The 26502-nt window shown below is 55.3% G+C and carries 23 protein-coding genes and 1 tRNA gene; 13 read left to right on the forward strand and 11 right to left on the reverse strand.

Annotated features, from left to right (window positions below):
• The first annotated feature begins 65 nt into the window (after positions 1-65).
• The 6 genes from DWY76_RS05875 (at position 66) to DWY76_RS05900 (ending at position 7541) form a co-directional block, all read left to right on the forward strand.
• Positions 66-1511, forward strand: a complete 1446-nt coding sequence (locus tag DWY76_RS05875) for an NAD(P)/FAD-dependent oxidoreductase (RefSeq protein ID WP_120080352.1) — start codon at positions 66-68, stop codon at positions 1509-1511.
• Positions 1504-2763, forward strand: coding sequence for an FAD-dependent oxidoreductase (locus DWY76_RS05880; protein ID WP_120080354.1), 1260 nt, complete (start codon positions 1504-1506; stop codon positions 2761-2763). The genes DWY76_RS05875 and DWY76_RS05880 overlap by 8 nt, the downstream gene beginning before the upstream one ends.
• A complete protein-coding gene (locus DWY76_RS05885) occupies positions 2760-3113 on the forward strand; it encodes a DUF1667 domain-containing protein (protein WP_179859617.1) in 354 nt (117 codons plus the stop codon). The genes DWY76_RS05880 and DWY76_RS05885 overlap by 4 nt, the downstream gene beginning before the upstream one ends.
• 36 nt (positions 3114-3149) lie before the next feature.
• Positions 3150-4643, forward strand: a complete 1494-nt coding sequence (gene glpK / locus DWY76_RS05890; RefSeq protein WP_120080356.1) for a glycerol kinase GlpK — start codon at positions 3150-3152, stop codon at positions 4641-4643.
• A 193-nt stretch (positions 4644-4836) separates the two neighbouring features.
• Positions 4837-6831 carry a CocE/NonD family hydrolase gene (locus tag DWY76_RS05895; RefSeq protein WP_120080358.1) on the forward strand — a complete coding sequence of 665 codons (1995 nt, stop codon included), beginning with the start codon at positions 4837-4839 and terminating at the stop codon, positions 6829-6831.
• Positions 6832-6977: 146 nt separating this feature from the next.
• Positions 6978-7541, forward strand: coding sequence for a glycerol-3-phosphate responsive antiterminator (locus tag DWY76_RS05900; RefSeq protein ID WP_005943598.1), 564 nt, complete (start codon positions 6978-6980; stop codon positions 7539-7541).
• A 194-nt stretch (positions 7542-7735) separates the two neighbouring features.
• On the opposite strand, the gene DWY76_RS05905 is transcribed toward DWY76_RS05900, so the two are convergent.
• The 7 genes from DWY76_RS05905 to DWY76_RS05935 all read right to left on the reverse strand — a co-directional run bounded on the left by DWY76_RS05905 (position 7736) and on the right by DWY76_RS05935 (position 16382).
• The gene (locus DWY76_RS05905; RefSeq protein WP_120080360.1) at positions 7736-8095 is read right to left on the reverse strand and encodes a hypothetical protein; all 360 of its coding nucleotides are present in this window, start codon (positions 8093-8095) and stop codon (positions 7736-7738) included.
• Positions 8096-8184: 89 nt separating this feature from the next.
• On the reverse strand, positions 8185-11571 hold the full coding sequence (locus tag DWY76_RS05910; protein ID WP_120080362.1) for a DEAD/DEAH box helicase family protein: 3387 nt from the start codon (positions 11569-11571) through the stop codon (positions 8185-8187).
• A gap of 26 nt (positions 11572-11597) precedes the next feature.
• The gene (locus DWY76_RS05915; protein WP_049935323.1) at positions 11598-12275 is read right to left on the reverse strand and encodes an HNH endonuclease; all 678 of its coding nucleotides are present in this window, start codon (positions 12273-12275) and stop codon (positions 11598-11600) included.
• Positions 12275-13441, reverse strand: a complete 1167-nt coding sequence (locus DWY76_RS05920; RefSeq protein ID WP_120080364.1) for an ATP-binding protein — start codon at positions 13439-13441, stop codon at positions 12275-12277. The genes DWY76_RS05915 and DWY76_RS05920 overlap by 1 nt, the downstream gene beginning before the upstream one ends.
• 4 nt (positions 13442-13445) lie before the next feature.
• Positions 13446-13628 (reverse strand): hypothetical protein, encoded by a 183-nt coding sequence (locus DWY76_RS05925; protein ID WP_133300794.1) that lies wholly within the window; start codon positions 13626-13628, stop codon positions 13446-13448.
• Positions 13629-13701: 73 nt separating this feature from the next.
• Positions 13702-14850, reverse strand: coding sequence for a restriction endonuclease subunit S (locus tag DWY76_RS05930; RefSeq protein ID WP_120080368.1), 1149 nt, complete (start codon positions 14848-14850; stop codon positions 13702-13704).
• Positions 14850-16382, reverse strand: a complete 1533-nt coding sequence (locus DWY76_RS05935; RefSeq protein ID WP_097774604.1) for a class I SAM-dependent DNA methyltransferase — start codon at positions 16380-16382, stop codon at positions 14850-14852. Before DWY76_RS05935 ends, DWY76_RS05930 begins: the two co-directional genes overlap by 1 nt.
• 236 nt (positions 16383-16618) lie before the next feature.
• On the opposite strand from DWY76_RS05935, the gene DWY76_RS05940 reads away from it, so the two are divergent.
• Entirely contained in the window at positions 16619-16996 is a 378-nt protein-coding gene (locus DWY76_RS05940; RefSeq protein WP_243111953.1) for a hypothetical protein, read from the forward strand.
• A gap of 141 nt (positions 16997-17137) precedes the next feature.
• On the opposite strand, the gene DWY76_RS05945 is transcribed toward DWY76_RS05940, so the two are convergent.
• Positions 17138-17213 (reverse strand) — tRNA-Lys (locus tag DWY76_RS05945).
• A 352-nt stretch (positions 17214-17565) separates the two neighbouring features.
• Here DWY76_RS05945 and DWY76_RS05950 point away from each other — a divergent pair.
• Both DWY76_RS05950 and DWY76_RS05955 read left to right on the forward strand, forming a co-directional pair.
• On the forward strand, positions 17566-18789 hold the full coding sequence (locus DWY76_RS05950; protein ID WP_120080370.1) for a DUF3048 domain-containing protein: 1224 nt from the start codon (positions 17566-17568) through the stop codon (positions 18787-18789).
• A gap of 12 nt (positions 18790-18801) precedes the next feature.
• Entirely contained in the window at positions 18802-19893 is a 1092-nt protein-coding gene (locus DWY76_RS05955; protein WP_097781165.1) for a DUF3048 C-terminal domain-containing protein, read from the forward strand.
• 272 nt (positions 19894-20165) lie between these two features.
• Here DWY76_RS05955 and DWY76_RS05960 read toward each other — a convergent pair whose 3' ends face one another.
• On the reverse strand, positions 20166-20771 hold the full coding sequence (locus tag DWY76_RS05960; protein ID WP_097774587.1) for a Tat pathway signal sequence: 606 nt from the start codon (positions 20769-20771) through the stop codon (positions 20166-20168).
• Between the two features lie 89 nt (positions 20772-20860).
• Complete coding sequence (locus tag DWY76_RS05965; protein WP_005943629.1) at positions 20861-21535, reverse strand: histidine phosphatase family protein; 675 nt, start codon at positions 21533-21535, stop codon at positions 20861-20863.
• 338 nt (positions 21536-21873) lie between these two features.
• Between DWY76_RS05965 and DWY76_RS05970 the strand changes: the two genes are divergently transcribed.
• The 4 genes from DWY76_RS05970 to DWY76_RS05985 all read left to right on the forward strand — a co-directional run bounded on the left by DWY76_RS05970 (position 21874) and on the right by DWY76_RS05985 (position 24888).
• The gene (locus DWY76_RS05970; protein ID WP_005943631.1) at positions 21874-22569 is read left to right on the forward strand and encodes a helix-turn-helix transcriptional regulator; all 696 of its coding nucleotides are present in this window, start codon (positions 21874-21876) and stop codon (positions 22567-22569) included.
• Between the two features lie 122 nt (positions 22570-22691).
• Positions 22692-23306: a twin-arginine translocation signal domain-containing protein gene (locus DWY76_RS05975; RefSeq protein ID WP_005943633.1), complete on the forward strand. Its 615-nt coding sequence runs from the start codon at positions 22692-22694 to the stop codon at positions 23304-23306.
• 163 nt (positions 23307-23469) lie between these two features.
• Positions 23470-24006, forward strand: a complete 537-nt coding sequence (locus DWY76_RS05980) for a twin-arginine translocation signal domain-containing protein (RefSeq protein ID WP_120080372.1) — start codon at positions 23470-23472, stop codon at positions 24004-24006.
• Between the two features lie 246 nt (positions 24007-24252).
• Positions 24253-24888: a phosphoribosyltransferase gene (locus DWY76_RS05985; protein ID WP_044953901.1), complete on the forward strand. Its 636-nt coding sequence runs from the start codon at positions 24253-24255 to the stop codon at positions 24886-24888.
• Between the two features lie 131 nt (positions 24889-25019).
• Here the strand turns inward: DWY76_RS05985 and DWY76_RS05990 are convergent, their stop codons facing one another.
• A complete protein-coding gene (locus DWY76_RS05990) occupies positions 25020-26390 on the reverse strand; it encodes an MATE family efflux transporter (RefSeq protein WP_120080374.1) in 1371 nt (456 codons plus the stop codon).
• Positions 26391-26502 lie beyond the last annotated feature (112 nt).

Here is a 26502-nt window from a genome sequence, read left to right on the forward strand (position 1 = left end):
AAGGCCCTTTTGTTTGTCCTGCTCTTTTTCTTTTATTCGGCAAACGGAGCGATCAGGAGGTTTTTATGCTGGATGTAGCAATTATCGGCTGCGGTGTCATTGGTGCGGCAGCCGCCTATGAGCTGTCCCATTACCCGCTGCAGACCGCCATTTTCGAGGCTGAAAATGACGTGGCAGACTGCACCACCAAGGCCAACAGTGCCATTCTGCACGCTGGCTACGACCCCGAACCGGGCACCCGGATGGCGCGGCTCAACGTGGAGGGGTCCGCACTGGCCAAGGAGATCTGCGCCCGGCTGGATGTGCCGTACCTGCAGTGCGGCAGTCTGGTGCTGGCCCTCAGCCCGGAAGAGCTGCCCCACCTGCAGAAACTGTATGAGAACGGCATCGCCAACGGCGTGCCGGGCATCCGGCTGCTTTCCGCAGAGGAAACGCTTGCCATGGAACCGAATCTGGCCCCCACTGTCGTTGGCGCGCTGTATGCGCCCAGCGCCGCCATCGTCAGCCCGTGGGAGTTTGCACTGGCCATGGCAGAAGTAGCCGTGCGCAACGGCGTGGAGCTGCACCGCAGCTGCCCTGTGACCCGCATCGAAAAGACCGCCGGCGGCTGGGCGCTGACCACCCCCTCCGGAATTGTGGAAACGCGCTATATCATCAATGCGGCAGGCATCTCGGCGCAGGCCGTGCACGATATGGCCGCACCCCACAAATTTACCATCCAGCCCACCCGGGGCGAATACTACCTGCTGGATAAATCCGAGGGCAGCCGTGTGCACCACGTCATCTTCCAGTGCCCCAACGAAAACGGCAAGGGCGTTCTGGTGGCCCCCACCGTCCACGGCAACCTGATCGTCGGCCCGAACGCCGACCCCGTGGAAGGGGACGATACCGCCTGCACCGCCGCCGGGCTGGCCTTCGTCAGCGCCGCAGCGCGCCGCAGCGTGCCGAACATCCGCTTCAGCGAGTCCATCCGCAACTTTGCGGGCGTCCGTGCCAATGTGGACACGGGCGACTTCGTTATCGGCGAAGCAGAAGGCGCACCCGGCTTCATCGATCTGGCGGGTATGAAATCGCCTGGCCTTTCCAGTGCACCGGCCGTTGCCAGAGAAGCCGTCAAAATTCTGGAAGCTCACGGCGATCTGCCCGCCCCCAAGGCGGATTACAAGGATGGCCGCACCCGGGTGCGCTTCAAGGAGCTTCCGCCCGAAGAAAAAGCCCGGCTCATTGCAAAGGAACCCGCCTATGGCCGCGTGATCTGCCGCTGTGAGACGATCACCGAGGGCGAAATTCTGGACGCTCTGCACGAAGAGATCCCCGCCACCACCATTGACGGTGTCAAGCGCCGCTGCGGTGCCGGTATGGGCCGCTGTCAGGGCGGCTTTTGCGGGCCGCGGGTGCTGGAGCTAATCAGCAAAACGCTGGGCATCAGTCCGCTGGACGTGCTGCAGGATAAGGCCGGCACCAACGTCTTACTGTGCGAAACCAAGCAGGAGGGAGAGCACCATGATTGATCTGGTCATCGTCGGCGGCGGCCCTGCAGGCCTTGCCGCAGCTTACAGCGCATGGCAGCATGGTCTGCGCGATATCCTTATCTTAGAGCGCGACAACGAGCTGGGCGGCATCCTGAACCAGTGCATCCACAACGGCTTCGGCCTGCACCGCTTTGGCGAGCAGCTCACCGGCCCGGAATACGCAGGCCGCTGCATTGAACTGCTGCGCTCCACCGGTGTCCGGGTGGAGCTGGGCACGATGGTGCTGGACGTCACCCCGGACAAAAAGATCCACTGCGTCAGCCGGGAAAAGGGCTATCAGATTTTGGAAGCCAGAAGCATCATCCTCTGCATGGGCTGCCGGGAGCGCACCCGCGGTGCCATTGGCATTCCGGGCAGCCGCCCTGCCGGTATCTACACCGCCGGTGCGGCCCAGCGCTATGTCAACATGGAGGGCTATCTGGTAGGCAAGCGGGTGCTCATCCTCGGCAGCGGCGACATCGGCCTGATCATGGCCCGCCGCATGACGCTGGAAGGTGCCAAAGTACTGGCCTGCGTGGAGGTCATGCCGTATTCCGGCGGCCTGACCCGCAACATCGTGCAGTGCCTGCAGGACTTCGACATCCCCCTGTATCTGTCCCATACCATCGTGGATATTCAGGGCAAGGCCCGCGTGGAAAAGGCCACCGTTGCCAAGGTGGACGAAAACCGCCGCCCCATCCCGGGCACCGAGATGGAATTTGATGTGGACACCATCCTGCTCAGCGTTGGCCTGATCCCGGAAAATGAGCTGACCCGGCAGGCGGGCATCCCCATGGACCCCCACACCAAGGGCGCAGTGGTCTACGAGAATATGGAGACCGGCATCCCCGGCGTGTTCGCCTGCGGCAATGTGGTGCATGTGCATGATCTGGTGGACTTCGTTTCGGGCGAAAGCGACCTGGCCGGTGCTTCTGCGGCGGCCTATGTTTTGAAGGGCGAAGCCGCCGATGCCGCCGCACTCGATCTTATCCCGGGCAATGGCTTGGGCTACACCGTGCCGCAGCGGGTGCGCCCCGCTGATGTGGACAGGAGCGTGAACATTTCCTTCCGTGTGCGGCAGAACTACGGCCCCAGCCAGATCACCGTGACCTGCGGCGGCAGGCAGCTGGCCCGGTTCAAGCGCCAGCGCATGGCTCCCGGCGAGATGGAACACATCGCCCTGCCCAAAGTCCTGCTGGAAAAAGCAGACGGCCCGCTGACCGTTGCGGTAGAGGAGGTTATTGCAGAATGAGCAGCATCAAAGAAGTCATTTGCATCTGCTGTCCCTGCGGCTGCCACTTGCAGGTGGACCCGGAAAATGATTATAATGTAACTGGAAACGCCTGCCCCAACGGTGCCGCCTACGGCAGGGAAGAGCTGACCCATCCCACCCGCATCATCACCAGCACGGTGCGGGTGGAGGGCGGGCTGTACCCGCGCTGCCCGGTAAAGACTGCGCAGGCCGTGCCCAAAGAGAAGATGACCGAGGTCATGGCTGCGCTGGATCGCGTCACTCTGCACGCCCCCGTCCGCACCGGGCAGGTGGTGCTGGCAGATGTGTGCGGCACCGGCGTGGACGTTGTGGCGACGCGAAATCTGTGATACACACTCCTGAAACGATACGGAGGTAGCAAAAGCATGAGTACAAAATATGTTCTGGCGTTGGATCAGGGAACCACCAGCAGCCGTGCCATCCTGTTCGACAATGAGCAGAATATCATTGCGGTGCAGCAGCGCGAGTTTGAGCAGATCTATCCGCAGCAGGGCTGGGTGGAGCACAACCCCATGGAGATCTGGTCCACCCAGTATGGAGTCATGAACGAGGTGGTGGCCCAAAGCGGTGTCGATGCCCACGATATCGCCGCCATTGGCATCACCAACCAGCGGGAGACCACCATCCTGTGGGAAAAGGCCACCGGCCGCCCCATCTACAATGCCATCGTCTGGCAGTGCCGCCGCACGGCACCGCTGGTGGATGAACTGCTGCAGCAGCCCGGCATGGCAGACTACATCCGGGAGAATACCGGCCTGATGCCTGATGCCTATTTCTCCGCAACGAAGATCAAGTGGATCCTGGACAATGTGCCCGGTGCGCGGGAGCGGGCCGAGGCAGGGGAGATCCTGTTCGGCACTGTGGACACATGGCTGGTCTGGAAGCTGACCGGCGGCAGAGTGCATGTCACCGACCGCACCAACGCCAGCCGCACCATGCTGTATAACATCCGCACGCTGGACTGGGACGACACCCTGCTCAAAGCGCTGGATATCCCGCGCTGCATCCTGCCCCGCGTGACGGATTCCAGCGAGGTCTACGGCACCACCGACCTGTGCGGTGTGCAGATCCCGGTGGCCGGCATTGCCGGTGACCAGCAGGCTGCGCTGTTCGGACAGAGCTGCTTTGGCAAGGGGGAGGCCAAGAACACCTACGGCACCGGTTGCTTTTTGCTGATGAACACCGGCGACACCATCTGCCGCAGCCGGAACGGCCTGATCTCTACCATCGCCATCAGCCTGAACGGTAAGGTGGAGTACGCGCTGGAGGGCAGCGTCTTTGTGGGCGGTGCCGTCATCCAGTGGGTGCGCGACGGCCTGCGCATGATCCAGGAGAGCCGCGATGCGGAATACTACGCCCAGAAGGTGCCGGATAACGGCGGCATTTACATTGTGCCGGCCTTTACTGGTCTGGGTGCACCGTACTGGGATATGTACGCCCGCGGTGCCATTGTGGGCATCACCCGCGGCACCACCCAGAACCATATCATCCGCGCGGCGGAAGAATCCATCGCCTACCAGAGCGCAGACCTCGTGGCTGCTATGGAAAAGGACACCGGCGTGCCCATCACCTCGCTGAAGGTGGACGGCGGCGCCTCCCGTGACCAGTTCCTGATGCAGTTCCAGGCCGACATCCTGAACAAGACCGTGCTGCGCCCTGCCATCCGGGAGACGACCGCTCTGGGCGCTGCCTATCTGGCGGGCCTTGCCACCGGCGTATGGAAGGACCGGGACGAGATCCGCAGCCTGTGGCACTGCAACATGACCTTTGCCCCGCAGATGGACGAGGCTGAGCGCACCCGTCTGCTCTCCGGCTGGCACAAGGCTGTGGGCCGCAGCTGCGACTGGGCAGAGCATTGATAGTTTTCGCCCAACTTTATGGTTCACGCACAAAATATTTTTTAATTGTTTATTTTCTATTGACATTTTGTTACAAAACGCTATACTAGAAGCATCCCAAGAGAAGTGAGATGGGGATGCACTGTATCGTCCAGATGCAGTGTGTCCCCATTTTTATTACGGAAAAATCAGATTCAAAAAGGAGGTCCCCCATATGAACGAGAAAAAACTTTCAAGGCCGCTGATCAGTCTCATCGTCAGCATCGCGCTCATCATCGTAGGCATTGCCGGTTCTTTCATTTTACAGACGAACTCCGGCAAAACGACCATCCGGAACGTTACCATTGAATCCGAATCCGGTCATACCCTTGCGATGGATGTTTATATTCCGGAAAACGCCACCGCTGAAACGCCTGCGCCCGCTATTTTTGTACAGCATGGCGGAAACAACAACAAAGAAGAAATGCAGCACTACTGCATTGAGCTCGCCCGCCGCGGCTATGTTGCGATCGGCGTGGATATGTACGGCATGGGCGAAAGCGAACCTCTGCCGGACTCCGAATGGCTCACCCAGGGTCGCGGCCTTTATGATGCGGTACGCTACGGCGTGACTCTGCCCTACGTTGATACCGACCGAGTTTCGCTGCTGGGCTACTCCCGCGGTGGCAAGGCAGCTGGCGAAGCACTGCAGTGCGATAATGACAGTCTGAATGTTGTCAAGGCCATTTTCCTGATCCACAGCGATCCCATCGTGCGTAACAGCGAGGGCTACACCGATGTTTACGGTGCCCGAGATGTCGCAGTTCTCGCAGACAAGAACGACGAGTTCTTCTTCTCGGAAAAAGCTAATGATAACGGTACCTATTCCAACGACGCCAACAAGTATGCAGCCAACCTTTCCAGCCCGGCAGAATATGTGATCAACAACAGTGCACAGTCCTTCCTGTATTTCGGTATCGACCCCGCAACCACCAGTGAACAGCGCGTGGCAGAGACCGTTTATGAGCAGGATTACGGCGGAAAGACCGGAAGCCGCCAGATCTTTGTTTCTAACGAGACGCATATGGCTGGTTGGTGGTCCCCGCTGGTCATGAACCGTGTGTTGACCTTCTTTAACCGTGTTATGCCCACTGGCACTGCTCTGAGCGCCAGCAGCTACACCTATACCATCTGGAACATCTTCAAGATCATCGCCCTGTCCGGTCTGCTGCTGTTTGCCGGGTCTCTGATGGTTTGGCTGGTCAACTCCGTCAAGACATTCCAGTGTGCCGACAATGGCGAGCAGGACCTTCGCCCAGTTGGCGATAAGAACGCAGTTGCATGGTTCTGGGGCATCCAGATCATCAGTGCCGTCCTGTCCATCCTCATGATTCGATTCCTGAACAAGCAGGGACTGGCATCTTACCGTGATGCACTTTTCCACTCGGCCAACCCTGCGTACCACGGCCTGATCTCTCTGCTGTGCGGCGCACTGACTCTTGTTCTGTGCACGGTGTGGTACATGGCCTACGGCAAAAAACACGGTTTCTCCTTCCGGAATACCGGCATCGCTATTTCCGGGCATGCACTCCTCAAATCCATCGGCGCGGCCCTGCTTGCAGTCTTTGCCCTGATCCTGATGGTTTTTGCCGTCGACTATTTTGTGGATGTGAACTTCCTGATCGTTTACTGGGGCTTTATGAAGTTTGGAGCCAACCGCATCCCGGGTATGCTCCTTGTTGTACCCATGTATCTCGTGTACTACATTGTCATGTCCATCAGCGTCAACAGTTTTAACTTTAGCACGGCGCTCGGCAAAAACAAGCTGCTTTCTAACCTTCTGATCAGCTTTATCGCATCGGTTCCCACTCTGTTCATCCTCTGCTACGTTTACGGCATCTTCAAGGCTACCGGCTCGAACCCGATGTTCGGCGGTCTGGCTTCTGCCGCAACCGCAGTGTATGCGCTGCCCGGCTTCATCTTTGTTGCGATCCTGATTTGTCGTCTCCTGTACCAGCACACAGGCAATCCCTACCTTGGCGGCATCTTCTGCGGCGTTCTTGCAGCTGTCAGCGAGTGGGGCATCTGCGAGATTCGCGTGCACACCCCCGGAACACAGTACGCTGGCACTGCTCTGGTCTACGCGCTGATCGCGATCGGCTTTGTAGTTACCATAGCATGCGCTGTACTGCTGAAGAAAAATAATGCAGCCGTGCAGGCACATAAATAATGCCTCTTTAATCCTCTTTACAAACCCCTCAATTTTTTATAAACTTGGTTTACGCATGGTGCGGCCCTTTTAGAGTTTTCTGAAAGGGCCGTATCTTCTGATTGCTCCCTATCTCTGTAAATCTGGCTCGAAAGGAGTCTTACCCAATGCATCCTCTTGCCGAAACCCTGCTGGACGAACCGGTGATCGCCGCTGTGAAAACGGACGAAGCCCTGACTGCTGCGCTGGCTTCGCCCTGCAGCGCCGTTTTTCTGCTGGCGAGCACCCTGCTCACCGTAGACGGTCTGGTGCACCGCATACATGATGCCGGAAAACTGGCCGTGGTTCACATCGACCTTGTGGACGGCCTTTCGTCGCGGGAAATCGCGGTGGACTCCCTCAACGCCCTGTGCCACCCGGACGGCATCATCTCCACCCGCCCGACCCTGATCCGCCGGGCGCGCCACCGCGGCCTGCTGACCGTCCAGCGGGCATTCATCCTGGATTCCCTCTCGCTGACCAGCCTGTCCGGTCAGCTGGAGCAGGGCAAGCCGGATTTTGTCGAGATCCTTCCCGGCATCATGCCCCGGGTCATCGCCGAGATCAGCGCCCGCACACAGGTGCCTGTCATTGCAGGCGGCCTGCTGCGGGACAAAGCCGACGTCATGGCCGCCATGCGCGCAGGTGCCGCCGCAGTTTCCACCTCTGCGCCCTCCCTGTGGGATATCTGAGCCAGAACAAGATCCCAGCTGAAGTACGAAAAGCATAATGGTATCCTGGTGTTTTATTGGATATGCCCGCCCACCGATGGAGCCGGATCTCCACGGTGAGCGGGCATTTTTTCGTTTTCATTCGATTTGAGTGAATCTATTCAGCCTGCGGATTAACTCGATAATTTAAAGCAATCCTACAAGTCGCACTCCCCTTAAAGTCTTTCTGCTTCCTGCATCTTAGCATCATACCGGATGGCAGAGATCGGCACGAAGCCTTCGATCATATCCAGTTTGCTGTTGACAAGGTCATCATACACATCTTTGGTGGGCAACGTAATGGAAGGCTCCAGCTGTTCATTTGCAATTACGCTTTCCACCAGTGCTTGTTTGTTTTTCAGTTTCTGCGCCATATCGGGCAGGAAGTGATAATTTTCAATCATGCGCAGAATGATGTTTGCCATAAAATTGCCGCGGATGCTGCTCAACTCGATATAAATCACTCCGGCATCCTCCACGGAAATTTGTGCGATGCTCATCAGGTAATCAGCCAGAGTCGTTTGCGTATCGTTCAAAATTCCCTGACTTGCCATCCTGCGTTGCAGGATATTCATTTTTCGATAGTCCTGAATTATACCGGTTTTTATCAGTACATTCCACTACTTTATGCAGTCACATGGGTGGCATTCTCTTTCACCGAATTGATCGTATCCATCAGTTCACTCCCTGTTTTGCCATCAAACAGGCGGGTAAACAGGATGGGTTGGTCAAAGGGTGGTTTCATCAGCACCGCTTTGCTTTCCACATAACCGTTCTGCTCGATGTAATGAATGACCTTCTGCACGAACGCGATCTGCTTTGCATTCAGCGATTCGTCGTTGATGAACTTGGAAAATGCCTGCATGGCAGCATCGTGGTCCAGCTTTGCCACTTTACGCACCAGCAGACCAAAGGGTGTATCCCGAAACTCCCGTGCATAGTCCTCTTTGCTGCCCAGCTCACAGGTAAAGATATGTTCCAGCTCGGTATAGTCGCCCCGGGAAAGCGGAATGTTCTGGGTCAGCTTGTGGATAGCCAGCGTATCGCTGCGGTGCTCCATGATGTAGCGGTTCACACGTTCCCGGTACTCGCCGAAATCGTAGCCGGAATCCAGCGTTTTTCCCTCGGTCTGTTCCAGTACCGGGTCGGCAAGGGCCGTGTAGACAGGCTTTTGCCCTTCTACACCGTCCACCAGAAACTTGATAAGCTCCCGCAGTTCCTGCCGCATTTCCTCAAAGCGGAGAAGATCATGCGAGGTCAAAAATTCGTCTGTCTGCACCTCCCGGATGAGGGGCAGTTTTGTCTGCACCTGCGGGATGGTAGCCTTCCCTTCCAGCATTGCCGCCGTATTGCGCAGCTGTTTCTGGGCGCGGCTCAGCCCCGGCAGACCTTCCAGTTCGCAGAGCAACAAGCCATACACAAAGTTATCGAACCGCTTGGCGGCTTCATCTTTGTCGTCCAGCGAGATGAGCGGTGCCACCTCTTTCATCAGAGTACCCTTGTCCGTTTCGGTCAGGCTGACAAAGGCTTCCGGCTTCTGATAGTGTTCCACGGCCTGTCGGTGCAGCCGCACGGATACCAGCTCCGGGTTCAGCGCTCCCACTTCGGCACGGCAGGTCTCCGTTAAGATCTTGCGCCAGTTCTGGTAGTTTTCGTCCGCATAGGCTCCATCCTGCAGCGCGGCGGCAATGCGCACCTGCTTGCAGAAAATGCTCTCGGACAGGCTTTTGGTGTCCGCGCTCTCGTAGCCGTTGGGTTTCTGACGGAAAAATTCAAAGTTGCCGCAGTAGTCGAAGATCAGAAACCGCCGTTTGCCCGTATATTCGCCGTCGATGGCATCCACGCAGGCAAGGGACGGGCAGAGCCGCGTACCACGGCCTATCATCTGCCAGAACTTCGTTTTGCTGCGCACTTTTTTGAAGAATACCAGATTCACGCACTCCGGCACATCGATGCCCGTGTCCATCATATCCACCGAGACCGCAATAAACGGCGGCTTGTCCGGCTGTTTGAAGTCGTCAATGATGGACTGTGCATAGGCGTCGTCGCAGACCACCCGCTGGATGAATCCCGGGTACTGGGTCTCCAGCTGCGGGTAGAGCTTGCCAAAACGTTCCCGGATAAACTCCGCGTGGCGCTTGTTCTGGGCAAAGATGATGGTTTTGCCGATGCGGTCGCCGCCTGCCGTCTGGATGCCCCGTTCCATCAGGTCTTGCAGCACCGTGTCCACGGTGTTGGCGTTGAAGATGAACTTGTTCAGCTTTTCGGACGGGATGAAGGTGGGCAGGGTATCGTCCTCGGCAAAATCGTCCTCGTAGCGGGCCTTATCCTCCGGTGAAAGCTGGTCGTAGTGGATGCCCTCTTCTGTGAATTTCGTCTTGACCTCGTAGTTGTAGTAAGGCACCAGCACATGGTCGGTGTAGACCGCCGTGTCGTAATCGTAGGCGTAGGTGGGGATGCCGTGCTCCATCTCGAAAAAGTCGTAGGTGTTGCGGTCCACGTCGGTTTTCGGGGTGGCGGTCAGCCCCACCAGAATCGCATCGAAATAATCAAAAATGGCGCGGTATTTCTTGAAAATGCTGCGGTGGCTCTCGTCCACGATGATAAGGTCAAAGTGGGCGGGCGAAAACAACGGCACGCCGTCCTTGGTCTTGGCGTTGTCGATGGCGTTGAGCATGGTGGGATAGGTGGAAAACACGATGCGCGCGGCCTTATCGTCCTTAGAGGAGCACAGATTGCACAGCGACTGGTCGGGCAGATACTTTTTGAAGTCGTCCTTCGCCTGCTTGACCAGCGCGGTGCGGTCCGCCAGAAAGAGCACGTTGGTCACATGACCGCCCCGGCTCAGCACATCGGTCAGGCTGGATGCGGTGCGGGTCTTGCCCGTGCCAGTAGCCATGACCAGCAGATTGCGCCGGAAGCCCTGCGTAATATGGGCGCAGACTGCCCGGATGGCGTTTTTCTGATAGTAGCGGTCGGTGATTTTATCGTCAATTTCGATGGTGTCCAGCGGCTTTTTCTCGGTGCGGCGGTTCATCAGCTTCTGCAAGTCGTCCTTGCAGAACACCCCGCTCACAGCACGCTGCGGGCCGCTCTGCTCATCCCAGAAATAGGTGGTGTAGCCGTTGGTGGTAAACAGCATCGGACGGCGGCCAAACTTCTGCTCCAGACAGTCTGCATAAAGCTGAGCCTGCTTGCGCCCGATGTTGGGGTCTTTGGTGCTGCGCTTGGCTTCAATGACCGCCAGCGGCAAGCCGTCCTTGCCCATCAGCACATAGTCCGCATAGCCCTTCTGCCCCAGCACGCCGTTCATGTTGTCCACTTCGTACTCGGTGCGCACATCGGCGTCCGGCCCGGTGAATTTCCAGCCCATGGCCTTGAGGTCGATGTCGATGATCTTCCGCCGAGTTTCGGCCTCGGTCAGGTCTGCGGCGGTAAAACTGCGGCTCTGCTGGTTCTGCTGTTTGCTGGCTGTGTATGCCGCCGAAAGGCTCTCCACCTGCTTGCGCAGCGCTTCCAGCTCGGCATCCTTCTGGGTCAGCAGGCTTTCCTGCTCCCGGATCTTCTTTTCGTCCAGCTCCACTTTCTCGCCGGGGATGGCTGTTTCATCAAAGGAGCGCTCCACATAGTCCGTGCCGTAGCAGTAATCCACCCACTGGATGAAATCGAACAGCCCCCGCAGGCTGAACACTGCATCCGCCGCCGACACACTATGCCCCGTATGTACCGCCAGATTGCCCGCCTTCACGATGCTGGGCAGCACGCTCCACACATTGCGGTCCACTGCGAACCGGAAGCTCGGCTCATGCAGCAGGGATTGCAGGTTGTCCTTGTAGGGCATCGTGATGGTTTTGTCTGCCGCATACACCCACTTCACCGCCAGCTCCAACGCCTTCCGGCATCCCACCGCGCACATTGCCGGGGAGGTGGAGAACACTTTCTCGGCCTCGATGGCAGAATTGGCGAAGAGGGAATATTCGGGTCGGGTGGAGAGATAGGAGAAGTTGGACATAAAATCAGCTCCTTTATGTAGGATGATTATTGGCAGTATTTCAGTAATTCTGGAAATTTATCACTGGCATCACGAATCATCCAGCGCTTAAATGCAGCAAAGGGAGCATTCCACTTTAATTTCATCATAATGGACAGCTCTAAATCTTTTTTGTCTTCCCCGTCAGCTGCATTGTAATCCGTTACACATTCTTCGAATGCATTCAGTTCTTTTGACAGCTGCTTTCGGATGATTTTGGCCTCTTCGATTTTCTGTGCAGTCGAGCCATAATATACTTCGTTAAGGAGTGCCACCGTGTTTCGGGTTTCAACGTCGTCTTCTAATGCAGTAATTTCTAATTTATCTGGCATAAACGGTTCACTATGCCGACGAAATGCAATTTTCTTATCAACTGCAACTTTTGTACAATCCAGAATCGGTGTGAACTTATCGTTTTTTATATTGTTGCAATGATTGCAAGATAAAAACAGATTTTCCCAATCGAACATCAAATCTCGGTTTCCACGATGTGGAACGAGATGTTCTATTTGGAGATTGTCCAAATCTTTCTTCTCACAAAGGTAGCATTTATGTGCAAACATCAATCCAAGTGCTTTATTCACTTCGTTGGTATTATACTTTCCGCTACCTTTGCGTTTTTCTCGTTTCAAGGATTCGATTGCTACATGGGCTTCGGAGCTGTCAGGTCGTTCGAATTTGACCATTAAAGCACCTTCTTCCCCTCAATCTTGGAAAGGACATCTTCCGCATCTTTCAATTCCATTCGTAAGTCTGCGCGTTCTGCGCGTTCGTCATCGGAAAGGTCCGTCCGCCCATAAAGCTCCTGATATCGCTTTGCTTTCTTTTGTAACTCATCAGAAAAAGCTGTTGCATCCAGATAGCCTTCTGCAATATCATCAACGGAATAGGAAGAAAAATCTGTAAAACGAACCTGCTTTTCTAAATCATAAATGCAGGCATTGCTGATGGAGTTCAGGATATAGGCGGAATGTGTTGTAATGATAAACTGGATGCGTGGGAAGAACTCTGTCAGGAAGGGCAGGATTTTCCTCTGAAGTTCCACATGAAGATGCGTTTCCAGCTCATCAATCAGCACAATGCCTTCCACATCGTACTGGCTCAGTTCGCCTTTCAGCAACCAGTTGCGGTCCATACGGAGGATTAGGTCTGCGACAATACCGATGATTGCAGAATAGCCATCAGAAAGTTCATCCAAACTATATGGATTTCGACCTTTCTGTTCAATTAGAAAATTATAGTTTTTATAGTCATATATCAATCGGATGCTGTCATCGCTCAACAATACTTTTAGCGCATTTTCGAAGCGGGAAAACCATTCCGCGATTTTCTTCTCGACACTTAAATCATTTTCATTCTTTGCATATGCCTGTTGAGTTTTGAGATGAACCATATATTTCAGCAAAATATTTTCTGGTGTATCATCCAAACTGTATTGATTTTCTAGTTTTACATCTTGAACTCCCTTTGCGCGATGAATCACTGTCTTTCTGTCTGCCGGAAAGTAAGCAGTTACAAATTCTCCCTGACTATATAAACGGTCTAAGCCTACTACATTTGAAACGTCTACTTCTACTCCAGAATTATACTCTGCAAATGTTTCGGCAACAATTTTTTCAAGTTCAGAAAGCTTATCATTCGATTTATAGGATCTCCGAATACACAATTTCTGATAGACCCCATCATCGATTGCCTGCAGATAATCTTTCATCGCCTGCAATACCGAAGTTTTACCGGAGCCATTTTTACCAGTCAGGATAAGATGCTGACGCTTTTCAGGGTTCAGTTTGATTTCAATGTCTTTTAGATGTCGAACCTCATTGATGTGGACACTTGTAATAAAATGTTCCATAATATCACCTCTGACCGTTGCATAATTGCTTAAATGTCTGCCACATTACAGCATACGCTTCTGCTCCAACCAGTTCTTTTAGCAGTTGCTCCCGAAGCTCAGGTTTCAGCTTTTGAATCGAGTTCTTTGCCTTGATTGCATCAAACTTTGCATTATTGTAGTCTCTTTCTTCTTCAAAAGTCATCATCGTATGCTCCTTTCGTGGTAAAATGTTCTGTTTAACGTTATTATACCGCTAAACTCCACCATTGCACACCCTTTTACCCAAAATATTCCTGCATCAGCGCCTTTTTCATCAATTCCAACTTTTCAAGGCTCTGCTGTACAGTCTGCTTCTGCTGGTCTACACGCTCCACAAAAGCGGCGAACTGATTTTGAAACGGAATTGAAGGAACAATAAACTCTTCTTTGCCCAGCGCACTTGCCGTTACGGCCATTTTCACGCCACTTCCATTAGCTTGTGCTTCATGTTGCTTTAGCTTTTCTTGTAGTAAGAAGTCAAAGAAAACTCGGTTGTAAATAGAATCCTTCACACGAATTTTCATAATGGATGGGTGCATAATGCCTAACGGCGCATTTAAGGGGACAATATAGGTTTCGCCTATTGTTCCTCGACAACTAACAATAATATCGCCACCATGAATTGAAAATCGTTTAAGTTCTTCATATTTCGGTTTGTCTATATACCGAGTTTCGACATCCATAGTTTTGCGAATAGCATGCTTTTGTTCATATACCATGCAGTAACCATTTTCTTTGGAAACAAAGTTTTCATTTTTCAAACTACTGCCAAAAGGCCCAATGAACATTTCTTCAACATTTTGGCTCAGCGGTTCTTTATTAAATGCCTGTTCATCCCCAAACATCTCCACAAACCGTGCCTTTGCCAGCTCGTCCAGTTTGGCAAGCTGCTGCTTACGGAGAGAAATCAACTGCTCTAGCTTCTTGAATTTTTCTGCAATTTCTTTTTGCTGGTTTACTTCAGGTAACGGGATTTCAATATTTTCAACGATGGATTTAGAAATTTCTTTAAAAGTTGCGCCACGTCCCAATGAATTGAGATAGTCTGTTTTTGATTTCAAGAAAAAATAGAGGTATTCATTATAAACCGCATCTGAGCAAATAAGGTTCTTAAATCCTTGATTGCAACACATTTCACAACCGGCAATTGCGGTTTTGCCAATCGGCGCGCGAGAAGATAAAATGACTGTTCCTGTCGGCAGATAAGACAATCCTGTTTTTTCTTTTCCCTCTTCAGTAATGTGCCGAACTGAATCCATAATGTAAAAAGTATCTTCGTTCAATTCAGCAGGTGTTATCCATTTGATGTTGCCATCCCAGTAGGACGTAACAGATGTTTTTGGTGTCGAACCAGATACAATAGTACAAACCTCTCCCAACTTCGCCATCACACCATCTCCTCCAACTCTGCCAAACCTTTGGTGATCTCCATTTCCAGCTCATGCAGGTCGGCAAGGATCTCCGTGGTCGAGGGGTACTCCACCGGCACATACTCGGTCTCCTTGTACTTATTGATGGATAAATCGTACCCATTGGCGGCAATTTCTTCTTTGGGCACAAAGAAACTCTGCTCGGTGCGCTTGCGGTCAGTTTCGGCGTTGAGGTTCTGGAACCGGGCGATGATGTCCGGGATGTCGTTTTCCTTCACCTCGGTGCGCTTGTCGTCCAGCGAGAAACCGTCGGCTTTCATATCGTAGAACCACACCTTATCGGTGCCGCCCGCGCCGGTCTTGGTAAACACCAGCACCGCCGTGGACACGCCTGCGTAGGGCTTGAACACGCCGGAGGGCATAGAAATGACCGCCCGCAGCTGGTGGTTTTCAATCAGTTCTTTTCGGATGCTCTGGTGCGCTTTGCTGGAACCGAACAAAACGCCGTCCGGCACGATGCAGGCGCAGCGTCCGCCGGTTTTGAGCATCCGCAGGAAGAGCGCAAGGAACAGAAGTTCCGTCTTTTTGGTGTTGGTGACGGCTTTCAGGTCATCGTTGATGCTCTCGGCATCCACAGTGCCCTTGAACGGCGGGTTCGCAAGGCAGACCGTGTACTTGCTGCAAATGGAGTTTTGCTTGGAAACGCTGTCTTTGTAGTCGATATCCGGGTTGGTGATGGAGTGGAGCATCAGGTTCATGGCCGAAATGCGCAGCATGGTGCGGTCCATGTCAAAGCCTGCAAACATCGGCCCGGCAAAATGCTGCCACTGTTCCGGAGTCATATCGTCCCCATAGTGCTTGCGAACATATTTTGCGCTGGACACCAGAAAGCCCGCTGTGCCGCAGGCGGGGTCGCAGATGAAGTCGTCCGGCGTGGGCTGCACCAGCTCCACCATCATGTCGCGGATGTGTTTGGGCGTGCGGAACTGGCCGTTCTGCCCTGCGGTTGCCAGCTTGCCCAGCATATACTCGTACAGGTCGCCCTGCATATCAAGGTCGGCAATGTCGTGGGTGTAAAGATCCTCCAACCCGGTGATGATCTTTTGCAGCACCTGCGGCGTGGGGATCAGGAACATGGCATCGTCCATATACCGCGCAAAGGCGGTGTTGCCCTCATCCGGGCGGGTGGGGTCGTCTGCGATCTCCACCAGCTCGCCGTTTGCGTCAAAGTCCGGCAGACGGCCATACTTCATCTTTTTGATGGCAGGGAACACCCGCTGCTGCATGGTCAGGAAAATTTCGCGGGAATCTTTATCCTTGAAGCGGCTCCACCGCATAGACTGTCCTGCTTCGCTGGCCGGGAAGATATGCTCCATCTTTTCGCCCGCCATGTTCTCAAAATCTTCGGTGGCAAGCTCTTTCTCGTCCAGTGACCGGATGAACATGAGATAGGTCAGCTGTTCAATGACGGTCAGCGGATTGGTGATGCCGCCTGCCCAGATGTCCGTCCAGATCTTGTCTACCTTATTTTTAATGGCTCCTGTTACCATGCGTTCCTCCTGAATGTTTGCCAATCGCAAACGCTTTGCATCTCGAATTTTTGGTGATAATATCACAATTTTATTATAGCAGTGTACGATTATATTTTCAATGTAGAGCGTTTAGCAGACGTGCTTTCTTGATCGCAAGGCAAGAAATTAGTGGAACGTTAAAACAGCAATTTGCGATATGCAATTCAACGCTGTTGCTGTTACATGAAGAAGTTGAATTGCTATAAAACGGTAAAGTGAATTTTACCTGCTTTGCCGTTTTTTCTTTACATCTGGACTCCAACATGCTTTTGTGCTATTCAGCGATTCCATCGCGCAGCCTGCGCTCTGCTTACCAACTGATGATCTCCGGCGGTGATGTGAAAGCCGTGCAAGGCACAACGGGCCACGCCAGTGCCAATCTGCTGGTCAACACCTATGCGCACATCCAGCAGGATTCCCGCAAGAAGCTGGGTAAAAGGTTCGAGGAAGGCTTCTACAAGTCAGGAACAACACTTGTGCAGGCTGCCCCGATTGAAGCAGAACCGACCATCTCCGTGTCGGCACTGTTGGAGCTTCTGAAGGACACAGACCCTGCCGTAAAAGCGCAGCTTCGCCTGGCTCTGCTGACCTGAATTGCAAAAAATAGCACGAATTGCAGAGTAATTCACAGACTTACTCCATCTGACACGAAAAATGCGGACCGTGCAGAAACCGTGCAGCTTGAGAACAAAAAGAAAATCCCACGAGAAATCTTACGATTTCTCGTGGGATTTTGGTGCGCTCGAGGGAACTCGAATCCCTGGCCCTCTGATTAAAAGTCAGATGCTCTACCGGCTGAGCTACGAGCGCATATTTCCGCAGTGAACATACTGCCGAATAATATTACCACAACTTGCGCAAAAATGCAAGGGTTCCCGGGCAAAAAGGCGCAAAAAGCTCCTGCATCGGTGTGGGCTTCCGCTTTTCATCCGCGCAGCAGATCGAAGATGCTCCGGTGTCGGCAGCGGAAGGGGCTTCATCCCGATAACTTCCTCTTTACAAACCCGGCAAGAATCGTTACAATCAAATCAAATCCGTCTGCAGTGCGCTGCGTTTTACTGCCCGGCAGTGTGCGCCCCGCCGCGCTGCACCCGCAAACTTTTTCCCGGCTTTGGCATTCTGCCGGGCCGCGCCGATACGTTTTTTGCAGGAGGTTTTTCCTATGAAGATCACTCGCCGTACTGTTCTTCGCCTGACCGGTGCCGCTGCCGCTTCGCTGGCGCTTTCCAGCTGCAGTGCTTCCGGCAGTGCCATTCTGGGCAGCAATTTTTCCAGCTGGCTCCAGCAGACACTGGGCATCAGTTCTTCCGGCGCAGCTTCTTCTGCTGCATCCTCGGAGGACATGGTTGCTTCCTCGCTGGCAGCAGGCGAGCAGCCCGCTGCCAGTCTTGCCGCACTGCCCGCTTACGATGCCGACCCGCTGACCGGTGAGGCCAAGCGCAGCAATGGCCGTATCGTGGGCGTGATGGTCAACAACATCTCCAACACCTCCCGTCAGAACGCCCGTCCGCAGCGCGGTCTTTCCTCTGCCGATCTGCTGATCGAGTGCAAGGTGGAGGGCGGCATCACCCGCTTCTGCGCGGTGTTCCACGATGCCGACTCCATCCCGGAGATCGGCCCGCTGCGCTCTGGCCGCGACCAGTTCCTGCAGCTGCTGATGCCCTATCAGGCGCTGTACTACCACGACGGTGAGAGCGCCGCCTGCACCAAATTCATCAACGTATACAACTATTCCGGCCTGAACATCGGCGGCAAGAGCTACTTTAATACTCCCACCCATCCGCATGTGGCTCACCGCGACAGCCGGGGCCGGGATGTGGCCTATGAACACACCGAGTTCACCTCCGGCAAGGAGATCCGGCAGGCCGCTTCCAACGCGGGCATCGGGCTGAAGTACGATTACGACACCACCTTCTTCCGCTTTGCGGACTACCGCACCGGCGAGGAGAACGCCATGCAGGGTGCAGCATCCGGCAGGACGGTCAGCATCACCCACTCGGACCACTACAAGACCAGCTTCCGCTATGATCCGCAGTCCCGCACCTATAAAATGCAGATGTACAGCCGCATCTCCGGCAAGTTTGAAAACACCGTGGACGAGCTGAACGCAAAGCAGCTGAGCTTTGACAGCCTGCTGGTCTGCTTTGCTCCCATCGAGCGCTATTCCGGCGACTCCGGCGATGTGCAGCAGGTAAGCTACATCTCCGGCGGCGATGCCTATTATTTCAGCCGCGGCGCTGTACAGCATGGCCGCTGGGAAAAGGCTTCGCCTGAGCATCCGCTGCTGGTCTACGACAAGACCGGTGCGCAGATGCTTTTCAACCGCGGCAAGACCTATCTTGCCATCGTGGACGACGACGAGTGGTCCAACTTCAGCTATCAGTAACGAGGGAACCGCATGAAACGCATCTGGAATCTGGCCCTTGGCACGGCGGTGCTGTGCACAGCCCTGCTATGCGGGTGTGCGCTATCCGGCCCCACTGCCCCGGACAGTGCAGCGCCCACCGACCCGCTGACCGGGCAGGAGCTGCAGTATCCCGGCGAACGCACCGCCGCCGTGGTGATCGACAACGCCGCTTCCAGCACCACACAGTGGGGCATTGGCAGCGCATCGGTGGTGCTGGAAGCCCTGACCGAGAGCGGCCAGCCCACCAGCCTGTGCTTGGCTTATCCTTCGGTATCGGCCATGCCAACCGTCGGCCCAGTGACCCTTGGGCAGGACCTTTACTGGCGGCTGCTCAGCGGGCAGGAAGTACTGCCCATCCAGCGGGGTGCAGGGCAGTTTGCCCGCAACTATCTGGATTATTATAACCTGCGGGCCGTGGACGCGCTGGAAGTGGGCCGCAATGCCTTTTCCTGCGATGATGTCTGGAGCGGTGCGCCGCTGTGGCATACCAGCGGCGGGGAGGTCGCTTCCGTGCTGGGCAGCCTGAACCTTTCCGGCGCATTGGGCGACCACGGCAGCAGCGCTTCCTCCTCGGCCAGCACTGCCGAGGACAGCTCTGCCATTTCCGCTCTGCCCGCCCTGCTGCCGCAGGCCAAAGAGCCCCGCCTGCCGGAGCCAGGTTCCCGGGATGCCGAACAGGTGCAGATCAACTTTGCGCCCCAAAGCACCACCGGCTTTGCCTACGATGCGGCCAGCGGCACCTACGGGATGCTCCGTGCAGACGGCACCGCCCAGCTGGATGCCAACACCGGCGCGCAGGCGCAATTCGACAATCTGCTGGTCCTTTACTCCGCTTCCAGCCTGCGGGACGACGGCACCACGCTGGACTACGACCTGTCCCTTGGCGGCGGTGTCTGGCTGAACGGCAGCCAGCTGTGGCACATCACATGGACGCAGGGCACAGACTCCACCTTTGCCTTTTACGATGCCGACGGCAGGCCGCTGACCATCCGCACCGGACGCAGCTACATTGCGCTGGTCTCCAGCGTGACCGGGCAGGAGCTGACGGTATTGGATTCCGCCGGGCAGAATGTGCTGAATTGACAAAACAAAAAAAGACCATCTGAGGCATTTTTAACTGCATCTCAGATGGTCTTTTATTACGTTCAGGAACTCCTTCCGTCATCGCTGACGCGATGCCACTGCTCCTCTCTTTGTCACCTGCGGTGACATTTCTCCCCGGCGCGGGGAGAATCTGTCCCGGCCGGGGGAAGTCTTTCTCATGGAGGGAGGCTTTGGCAATACGGCCAAGTTTTCCTTTTCGCCAGATGCTCCCTCTCCGAGGGAGCTGTCGAGCGTATGCGAGACTGAAGGAGTTACAGATCCACCACGCTGCCGACCTCGGCAGGAGAGGTGGGCACCACGCCCAGCACGGCGTGGTCAGTGCTGCGGTTAACCGTAAAGGTCACGCTGCGGCCCGCCGCGAAATCCGGGTGATAGGTCAGCTCCAGCGTCTGCCAGTTGTCTGGCACTGCGCAGAAGCAGTGCAGCAGCGCGCCGCGGCCCGCCGTCAGGTTCAGGGTGAACACCGAAGCATCCGCCGCGTTCTCGCCGTAGAGCGGCGCAGCAAAGCTGCCGCAGCGCACCGGCTTGCCATCGCACACAGCGGTAACGCCGGTGCCCATACTGTACAGGTCGCCAAGCGTGCACACCTCACGGCTCTGCAGATAGCTTGCGCCCACCGGCAGGGTGGATGCGGAGAGGTTCTCCACCGAGAGGTACACCAGCACATTGCCCATTTCCTGCGCAGGGGCATAGCCCAGCAGCTCCACGGCAGCTTTGCCGTCCAGCAGGGCAGGTTCGCCTGCAAGACGCGGCTGCTGTGCCGCTGCAGGTACGCCGGTGAGCAGCGCTGCCGCAAGGCTGACCGCACCGGAGCCGGCACATTTCAGGAATGACCGGCGGGAAATGGACTGGGACATGGAACTTCCTCCTAAAATAATCGTTCCCTTATACAATAAAGGATTGCGCCGCTTCTGTCAAGGGATGGGCCGAAACTGTAACCGAATCCTTATTCAAAGGCCTCGTTTTCCTCGGTCTCAGCCTGACCGCGCAGGGTATCGGCATAGCCAAAGGGCACGATGTCGATGGCTTCCACCAGACGGTCCCGCATCCACAGCTGCACATCGGTCTGCACGGTGTAGCCGCAGCCGGGGTCTGCCATCCACTGCTCCGGGCGGCGGGTGGGCACGGCGCGCTGGCTGAGCATGCTCATGATCACACCGCCATGGGTCACACAGGCTGCTTCGGTCACATCCATGCGGATCATATACTCAAACAGCTTCATCAGGCTTTCGGCGCAGCGGGCGTGGAACTGGTCGGTAGGCTCTGCGCCTTCGGGCACATAGCCGGAGCCGGGGGTGATCCACTTTTTAAAGTCCTCGTCGTGCACCAGCTCCTTGACCGGCTTGTTCTCAAACTTGCCAAAGCCGGCCTCCCGCAGGTCGTGCACGGTAAAGGTGTGCTTTGCATCCGGGAACAGGATGTTGGCTGTTTCCACCGCGCGCAGCAGCGGGGAGGAGAACACGGTATCCACCTGCGGATACTCGAACCGCTCTTTCAGCTCATTGAGCTGAGCGCGGCCCTCGTCGCACAGAGGGATGTCGGTGCCGCTGCCGATGTACAGGCCCTGCAGGTTGCCTGCAGTCATGCCGTGGCGGATGAGATGAAGCTTGAACGTTTTCATGGATAGTGCCTCTCTTTATCGCTGTGCGGCGGCACGGGAACGGGCGGCAAAACCCGCTGCGGAGAAAAAATCTGGCAGAAAAACGTGTCGTCTGCCAGATTTTTGCTCTTTGGCGGCAGCCGCGGCCCCGCGCACGCCACAAAATGTATGCGTTAATACCTATAGTTTAGCATAGATATGGTGTCCAGAGCAAGTCTTTTGACAAAAATGACGAAAATCAACGAAAAATATCGTCACTTTTCTTGCTTTACAAAAGGTTTTCCGTTGTGTATAATCAACCTGCTGTAAACCAAAAACAAGGATGTCCCCCTATATCGAACTTTGAGGAGCCAAAAATCATGGAATTCAACCGTATCATCAAGCTGCTGCGCAAGGAACGCGGCATCACCCAGAAGCAGGCCGCCGAGGATCTTGGCGTCTCGCAGGCGCTGCTGTCCCACTACGAAAAAGGCATCCGCGAATGCGGCCTGGACTTTGTGGTGCGCGTGGCAGACTATTATAATGTTTCCTGCGATTATCTTCTGGGCCGCAGTGCAGAGCGCAACGGCATGATGCTCTCGGCAGAAGACCTTCCGAACCCGGACAAGATGAAGGACAACATCTACCACGGCAGCGTGCTGCCCACCATGAACAAAAAGCTGATCTCCAACGGCCTGAACGTGCTGTACGCCAAGATCGGCCAGTGCCACAGCAAGGCCCTTACCACCGAGGTGAGCGCCTACCTGATGATGGCCGTAGCCAAAATGTTCCGCCTGCTGTACTCGGCCGAGCCCCACAACGCCGCCAGTATGTTCAGCATCGATCCCATCCGCTGGCGCGGCTGCTCCGATGCCGTGATGCGCATGTCCGAAGCCAACGTGGAAGCCCTGCTGGACGGACAGGATGTGAACGGCGGCGAGGGCGTAAAGGACCCGGCCTGCCTGACCATGACCACAGAAAGCCTGACCCGTGAGTTCCCGCTTTATACGCCCAGCCTGTTAAATCTGGTCAAAACCAGCGAAACACATGTGAAGGGCCTTACCCACGAAGGGTGATATTCCTGTGAAAAAGCTGTAAATTCAGCCCCCAAACCCTTGCATCTTTCGGGCAGAAAGGGTATAAACAGAATAGAACATTCTGGAATACGGTTTTTCCTATCAAAAGGAGGATTTATTTTATGTCCAACTCCATTTCCCGCCGTACCTTCCTCAAGTGCACTGGCGCATCCGTTGCTGCTCTGGGCGCAGCAAGCCTGCTGGGCGGCTGCCAGCAGAATGGCAGCGCCACCATCGTGGATGTCAAGGTCGGTGATAAGGTCAGCAACTGGAACGGCCTTGGCGTTCAGCTGACCAGCCTGTTCAACATTGATACCGCACCTGCACAGGCCGGTTACGAATACATTGCTGTTCTGGTCACCGTGGTCAACCGCACCAAGAACCAGACCTTCAACATCGGCGCACAGAATCTGGCCGAGATCAATGCTGCTTATCCCGTGCCCCCGCAGGAGAACGTGGATGCAAACTTCCACGCACTGGCAGCAGCTTCTACCGATTTCTCTGCTTCCTGCGACGGCCAGAGCGTGGAGTGCGGTGCCAACATCTCGCTGTACAACTCCAACTCTCAGACCTTCTCGGATTCCACCAATCTGCCCCCGCAGGGTACCGGCTATCTGCAGCTGATGCTGATGGTCCCCAAGGGCTGGCAGCAGCTGAGCGTTACTTACATGCCCACCTTTGCAGCGGATAAGACCATGACCTTCGTCATGACCGCTGCAGACGTGACCCGCGCCTGATACGCGGCCCGCACAGGACGAAATTTCGTCGCAAAACAACGTCACAGCTCAAAATTTCATCATTTTATTTTGCCAAAAGGCATTGACATCCGGCCCGGTTTCGCCTATCTTATAGGTAATGCCGCAAGGCCGTACTGATCTGCTTTTTAAAGGAGGAACGAACATGTCCTATACATTCTCCCGCCGTGACTTTATGAAATATACCGCTCTTACCGCTGTTGCCATTGCAGGCTCCGGCATGCTGACCGGCTGCTCCAACCCGAACCGTCCTACCGGTACTGTTGGCAGCAAGCTGTCTCCGGGCAGCAACATCTGTGATGCCACGCTGAAGAGCGCCACCTATAATCGTACTACGCTCACTTGCGAGTTTGAGATCTATACCAAGGTGAGCCTGCAGGTCAACCAGCAGCATTTCCAGGTAAATGTTACCGATGCTGACAATAAGCTGCATACTTATTATCAGGGTGTCTCCGGTGTCACGATTGATTTGGTAGGTGGTTCCAACGCCAGTGTCGATGCGAAGACTACTGTGACTCCTACGCTGAAGGTTTCCGGTATTGAGAACCTTACCAGCGCATCCAAGGTTCAGGTGCTGTACATTCCGAAGATGTACGCAAACGGTAGCATCACTGATTCCTACAGTGATGTCTACGGCACTTGGGACATCACCGATGCCATCAAGGTTACGATTGTGGACTGATTTTACTTTTGCATTAAAGACCCGCACCCTGTGGTGCGGGTCTTTTTGCGTATGCGGGCCATTTGTATCCAAGTTTTGGGCGATATCGTGTAAAATGCACAAAGTTTTTTAGTGGATTTATGCCTTGTGCACAGGTTTCTTTTCCGGTACAATAGGGTTATAAAAATGTGCAGGAGCATCGCAGCGATGCGGTGCTTTTTGCATTTGAGGGGCAACCCGGAAAACCTGAAAAGGAGTGCTGTTTCGATGATCAATATGGTAAAGCTTCCCACCAAAAAAAGTAACCTGTTCCTGCGCGTAGCAAAGGGCCACTTTGCTACCAGCCACAGCCATATCAACTATTACATCGATGTCACCACCCAGAAGTCCCGCCTTTCCGAGGCCAAGGCCGTGGCAAAGGAGCTGGTGGCCGCTTACCAGCACAGCACCATTGTGGACACCGTGCTCTGTCTGGACGGCACGCAGGTGATCGGCACCTGCCTTGCCAACGAGCTGACCAAGGACGGCTTTGCCAACATGAACGCCCACCAGACCATTTATGTGATCACCCCGGAGTACACCACCGGCAGCCAGATCATCCTGCGCGACAATCTGGCCCCCATGGTCAAGGGCAAGCATGTGCTCATTCTGTCCGCTTCCATCACCACCGGCTACACCGTGCAGGCCGCTGTGGAGGCCGTGAACTACTACGGCGGCACCGTGGCAGGCCTTTCCGCTATTTTTGCCACCACCCATGAGTGCATGGGCTATGAGGTCACCTCCATCTTTGACCCCGCCAGCCTGCCGGACTACGCCAGCTTTGACAGCCGCGACTGCCCCCTGTGCAAGGCTGGCCAGCACATCGATGCGCTGGTGAACAGCTTTGGCTATTCGGCGCTGTAACCCCTTTCAGTCTGCTCACTTTGTTCGCATCCAGCTCCCCCAAAAGGGGGAGCTTTCTTTGTGCTTCCCGTAAAATGCAAAAAGCTCTCCCTTTCGGGAGAGCTGGCATCGCACAGCGATAACTGAGAGGGTTATTTTTTCGGGAACACAAAGGGCTCGTGCAGGTACACCGCCACCAGATATGCCGTCATGAAGCACCAGATGATGGGCTCGCACAGGATGACCGCATTGTACTGGAATTTCGGGATGAACACCAGCACAAAGATCACCTTGCCCACCAGCTCGATCACGCTGGAGAACAGCGGCAGCACCTTCTGGCCAAGGCTCTGCAGCGCGTAGCGGGTGCACAGCAGCACGCCCAGCACCGCATAGAACGGTGCGTTCCACAGCAGGTACCGCGCACCGTTTTCCAGCACAATGGGTTCCGAAGAGCCGGAGATCAGCTGCACCATCCACTGAGCACCAAAGCTCATCAGCACCACGGCGGCGACCATCACCACCACCGAGTACAGATACATCTGCCGCATTCCCCTGCGCACACGGTCGGGCTGGTTTGCGCCGCGGTTCTGGGAAACGAAGGTGGAACCAGCGTTCGCCATGGAGATGAGCGGCATATCCGTAAAGGCAAACAGCTTGCGGGCAGCGGTGTGCCCCGCAATGGTCAGGGTGCCAAGCCCGTTGATGCCGTACTGCAGCACCACCGAACCCGCAGACACGATGCTGCTCATCAGGCCCATGGAGATGCTCTGGCTGAACAGCTCCCAGTAGAGATGACTGCCCACGGCGAAATGCTTTTTCTCCGGGATGAGGATGCACACCCTTGCCAGCACGTACAGAACGCACAGCACCACCGAGATGCCCTGTGCAATGACCGTTGCCACCGCTGCGCCCCGCACGCCCATGCCAACCCCGGCAATGAACCACAGGTCCAGCCCCACGTTCAGCACCGAGCTGATGAGCAGGAACACCAGCGGCATCACGCTGTTGCCAATGGCGCGCAGCAGGCCTGCGCACAGGTTATACATAAACATGACCACAACGCCAAGGTCGATCACGATGATATAGCTGTAGGCATCTTCCAGAATTTCTGCCGGGGTATCCAGCAGCTGCAGCAGGGCATGCAGGCCGAAAAAGCCTGCCGTTGTAATGACCAGCGAGGCGATCAGGCCAATGACGACCGACCCCACCACCGTGCGCTTGAGCAGGTCTTCGTCCTGCGCGCCGTAGGAGCGCGCTGCAACGATGGCAAGGCCATTGCCGATACCGATGCCAAAGCCGACTAAAAGCTCGTAGATCGAGCCGCAGGAGCCAATGGCGGCAAGGGCTGTATCGCCCAGCACATTGCCCACGATCATGGTATCCACCGTGTTGTAGAGCTGCTGGAACAGGTTGGAAACCAGAATGGGCAGCATGAAGAGCAGCAGGCTTTTTAAAATAGGCCCGTGCATCAGGTCTACGTTCATGTTGAAGACGCTTTTCTTTTGGGGCTGCGCGTGGGTCATAGGGTTCCTCCAAAGTTCTATTTTTACCGCAAAACAACCCTCTCAGTCTCGCTGACGCTCGCCAGCTCCCCCGAAGGGGGGGGGAGCTTTTATGCTGCGTAAAAGAAACAGC

The sequence above is a fragment of the Faecalibacterium sp. AF27-11BH genome (assembly GCF_003603005.1).
Taxonomy (GTDB): Bacteria; Bacillota; Clostridia; order Oscillospirales; family Ruminococcaceae; genus Faecalibacterium; species Faecalibacterium taiwanense.